The organism is Microcoleus sp. Aus8_D2 (genome assembly GCF_036702665.1).
GTDB lineage: Bacteria > Cyanobacteriota > Cyanobacteriia > Cyanobacteriales > Microcoleaceae > Microcoleus.
The window spans coordinates 183,502-187,283 of the sequence record NZ_JAUBUN010000001.1 but is presented as its reverse complement, the minus strand read 5'-3'; the positions used below and the strand labels follow the sequence as shown (position 1 = coordinate 187,283).

Sequence of the window (3,782 nt, the reverse complement as noted above, 5' to 3'; positions counted from 1 at the left end):
GGTTGAAACCGTAACTGAGCAGACGGCGGTTGAAACCGCGTAAGCGTCAAACTCTCACCTGACGGGAGCAGGTTGAAGAATAAGAGCAGACGGCGCTTGAAACCGTAACTGAACTGTATTTGCTTAAAATTACGCGATCTTCTTTTGTGTAGACGCGGTTTCAACCGCCGTCTGCATCTAATCATCAAAGTGTTGCAAAATCCACTCAACCCCCGCAGCTAAATTTGCAGCAATAAAATCCGGTTTAGTATGGTGCTGATACTCACCGCTCAACACGCTTTCACCGTAACCAGTCTGCACCAAAATACCAGTACAACCGGCATTGTGAGCCAGATCGACATCAGTCGCTTTATCCCCCACCATAAAACTATTCGGCAAATCCAAATCGTGTTCCCAAGCCGCCGCTACCAACATCCCCGTATTCGGTTTTCGCCAAGTCGTATATCGCGTAAATTCTGGGTTGGTTCCGCCTTCTGATTCGCTCAAATAAGGGCAGTAATAAAGAGCATCTAATCTTGCTCCGGCTTCTTTTTCTAGTAACAAACACAAGCGTTTGTGCAAATCTTCAACGTGGCTGACTGGATAATAACCCCTCGCCGGGCCGGATTGATTGGAAACCAAACAGCAAAATATTTGTCTGTCATTTAAACGGCGTACAGCTTTAGCTATTCCGGGAATTAAATGCAAATCTTCTAGTTGGTGAATGTAACCTGCTTCGATATTGAGGACGCCATCGCGATCGAGAAATACTGCTCGTTTCATAGAATTGTAATTTATCAGATTTAGGACTTACGCCTTTCTGACCAAAAAAACCTGGTTTTTCATCGAATCTGCTGGTTATAACCAAGTATTTTGGTGAAAAAACCCGGTTTCTGACCACCCGTGCGTAAATCCTGAGATTGTCGGGGCGGGTAAGGCTTTAAAAATTTGCAAATGATACATAATTTTTGTACAAAACCCGCCCTTTTTTTTAACAATGTTAGCCGCCCCAAACTTTCTTCAAAACCTCTTGAGGAGAAATGTCAGCCATTTTGCCAGTAGGAGATTTAATTCCCAAAAAGCGATCGCTCTTTGGCAGCAATTTTGCCGGGTCAGTCGGGCCGAACAAAGCTATTGTATAAGTTTGAACCGCTACAGCCAAGTGCATCGGCGCGCTGTCAGTACACATCATCAAATTAGCAGCAGCAATGGTAGCTGCCAACTTGCCGACATCATCCGGCGAGATAACTTTTATACTTGGACAGAGTTCGACTAACTTTTTCACCAAAGCTTGATCTTCGGGGCCTTTTACCACAACAACGGGTAAATTCGGCTGTCGCTGCTGACAGTCTTCGATGATTTGTCTCCAGTTGTCTATAGGGTAAATTTTGTCAATACCTTTAGACACAGCTAATTGACTGGAACCGCCGTGAATTAGAATGTAACCGCTTTCTTTGATTCCCAACCGCTGCTGTTCGGCTTCCGCCCACTGAATGTCTTGTTTTGGTACATTAATTGCGATCGCAGGACTTGGATTGTTAATGTTGAATCCTTGCAGCAAATCGTGGTACATTGAAGCTGCGTACTGGTCAGTTTTCAGAGGTACGGAATCGGTGAGAAATCGAGCGCCGTTGGTTCCCGAATAGCCCACTCTCTGGGGAATGCCGGTCAGCCACAGCAGAAGTCCGACAGTCCACCGCTGGCCGAGGGAAACAACTGCTTCGTATTCGCGATCGCGAATTACGCCCAGTAAATTGCCCCAATCTGCCAGCGCGTTGCGGTCTTTGAAATTGTACGTCAAGACTTCTTTGACGGACTTGCAGACTCGGTAAGCGCCCTTCGCCCTCGGTTCCACGATGACATCAATCTGAGCGTCTGGATAAGACTGCTTGAGGTCATCGAGGGTGGGGAAAAATAAAATTTGGTCGCCAATCCCGCCTGGGACAAGTGCTAGTATTCGCATCATAAACGATCGGGCTATTATCTATCAAGGTAGCTCTCAGCGATCGGCTTTCAGCTATCAGCTTATAGTATTTTAAGACGTTAAAAGCTACTGGCTGACAGCAAAACAACTGACTGAAAATTACAGGACGCTCTTAATATATACCTTGTTGGGTGAAGAAGGGTTAGTTAATGCACTTATTAATTCCTGCGGCGGGTTCGGGGCGACGGATGGGTAGTCAGCGGAACAAACTGCTGCTGACTTTGCTGGAAAAACCTTTGCTGAGTTGGACTTTGGCCGCTGCTGAAGCTTCGCAGCAGATTAGCTGGATCGGCATTATCGGCCAACCGGGGGATTTTCCTGATTTTAAGGAAATTATCAGCGATTTAGCTTTGGTGAAGCCCGTGGAACTGATTCAAGGGGGCGCTACCAGGCAAGAGTCAGTTTACAACGGCTTGCAGGCTTTGCCCCCAAATGCCGATCGAGTGTTGATTCACGACGGCGCGAGGTGTTTGGCAACTCCTGAATTGTTCGATCGATCTTCCGAGGCTCTCTTAAGCTGTCCAGGCTTGATTGTCGCCGTCCCGGTCAAGGATACGATTAAGGTGGTGGACGAGTCTAGAATCGTGCGAGACACGCCGGACAGAAGCAATTTGTGGGCGGCCCAGACTCCCCAAGGATTTGAAGTGAAATTGTTAAAGCAGTGTCACCAACAAGGGCGGGAGAAGGGTTGGGAGGTTACAGACGATGCAGCTTTGTTTGAAAAATGCGGTTTACCAGTGCAAATTGTGGAGGGGGAAGAGACTAATTTGAAAGTCACAACGCCCGTTGATTTGAGTGTCGCTGAATTCATTTTACGCCAGAGATACGGGAAATAGTTGACAGTTGATAGTTGACCTGTGGTAGGGGCGGTGGATGGTGCGTGCGGGCCCTCTTAGTTGATAGTTGACAGTTGACCGCTTGAGGGCACTTGACAAAAGAAAGAAGAGGATTGGAGTAATGAATAGTCTTCTTTTAATCTATGCCTAAAAGGGTTCCGGCTTTAAGCCAATTGTTTCTGGTAATTTATCTAACGATATTACTAGGATAAATCTCACCTCAATATTAATAGTTGAGGACGAAAGCAATGCAAGATCAGGGTAAATGGCGCATCACCGAAATGGACGAGTGGGATAGTGACTACCTGGACATGGAAGTTGAAGCGTATATCGAGATTGATTCCAAAGGTTCAGGAGAATTTCAATTTGGTTTAGTATTCGGTCAAATTGACGGCGAAGTCGTGAAAAATCGAGAGGATCAGCCCTTCGAGTTTACATGGGAAGGCAATGATGAATGTGATGAGGCCTCTGGTAGTGGTTGGCTCAAATTAAACGTTCAAAACTCACTAGAAGGTGTAATTAAATTTCACCAAGGTGACAGTTATGGTCTGGTCGCTGAACGAACGCATTGAGTAGTTAATATGCGATCGCAATCAGTACGAAATTCCATCAATTGGAAAAATATAGACAACAATATTGGTAGGGTGTGGAGCCATCGATAGTATCCCAAAAAAGACAGAAAATCTTACAGCTCCGCACCAGCTACAATATTGGTAGGGTGCGTCGCTATCAACCATACCTAAAAAAGACAGAAAATCTTACAGCTCCGCACCAGCTACAATACTTGAGTAAACAAACTCTACTAAGAGTATTGTAGCAAGGATTTTTTAAATTGGTATTATATCAAGTTTCAAAATTCTGGCTACAAAACAAGTTTTGCGATCGATTGAAACTGAGGGTTGTTTTATCAAATATTATTGCTTGGTGCGTCGCTCTTCTATTTTTCGTCTTTTTTGGGGATGGTTGATGGCGACGCACCCTAC

Annotated in this window: 4 protein-coding genes; 2 read left to right on the top strand and 2 right to left on the bottom strand. The window is 45.4% G+C overall.

The window, feature by feature from the left end:
• Positions 1-177: 177 nt before the first annotated feature.
• Complete coding sequence (locus QUB64_RS00820) at positions 178-762, bottom strand: D-glycero-alpha-D-manno-heptose-1,7-bisphosphate 7-phosphatase (RefSeq protein ID WP_333268971.1); 585 nt, start codon at positions 760-762, stop codon at positions 178-180.
• A gap of 217 nt (positions 763-979) precedes the next feature.
• A complete protein-coding gene (locus QUB64_RS00815) occupies positions 980-1,942 on the bottom strand; it encodes a glycosyltransferase family 9 protein (RefSeq protein WP_333269088.1) in 963 nt (320 codons plus the stop codon).
• Between the two features lie 170 nt (positions 1,943-2,112).
• On the opposite strand from QUB64_RS00815, the gene ispD reads away from it, so the two are divergent.
• Together ispD and QUB64_RS00805 are read left to right on the top strand one after the other, a co-directional pair.
• Positions 2,113-2,799 carry a 2-C-methyl-D-erythritol 4-phosphate cytidylyltransferase gene (gene ispD, locus QUB64_RS00810; RefSeq protein WP_333268970.1) on the top strand — a complete coding sequence of 229 codons (687 nt, stop codon included), beginning with the start codon at positions 2,113-2,115 and terminating at the stop codon, positions 2,797-2,799.
• Positions 2,800-3,047: 248 nt separating this feature from the next.
• The gene (locus tag QUB64_RS00805) at positions 3,048-3,371 is read left to right on the top strand and encodes a hypothetical protein (protein WP_333268969.1); all 324 of its coding nucleotides are present in this window, start codon (positions 3,048-3,050) and stop codon (positions 3,369-3,371) included.
• Positions 3,372-3,782 lie beyond the last annotated feature (411 nt).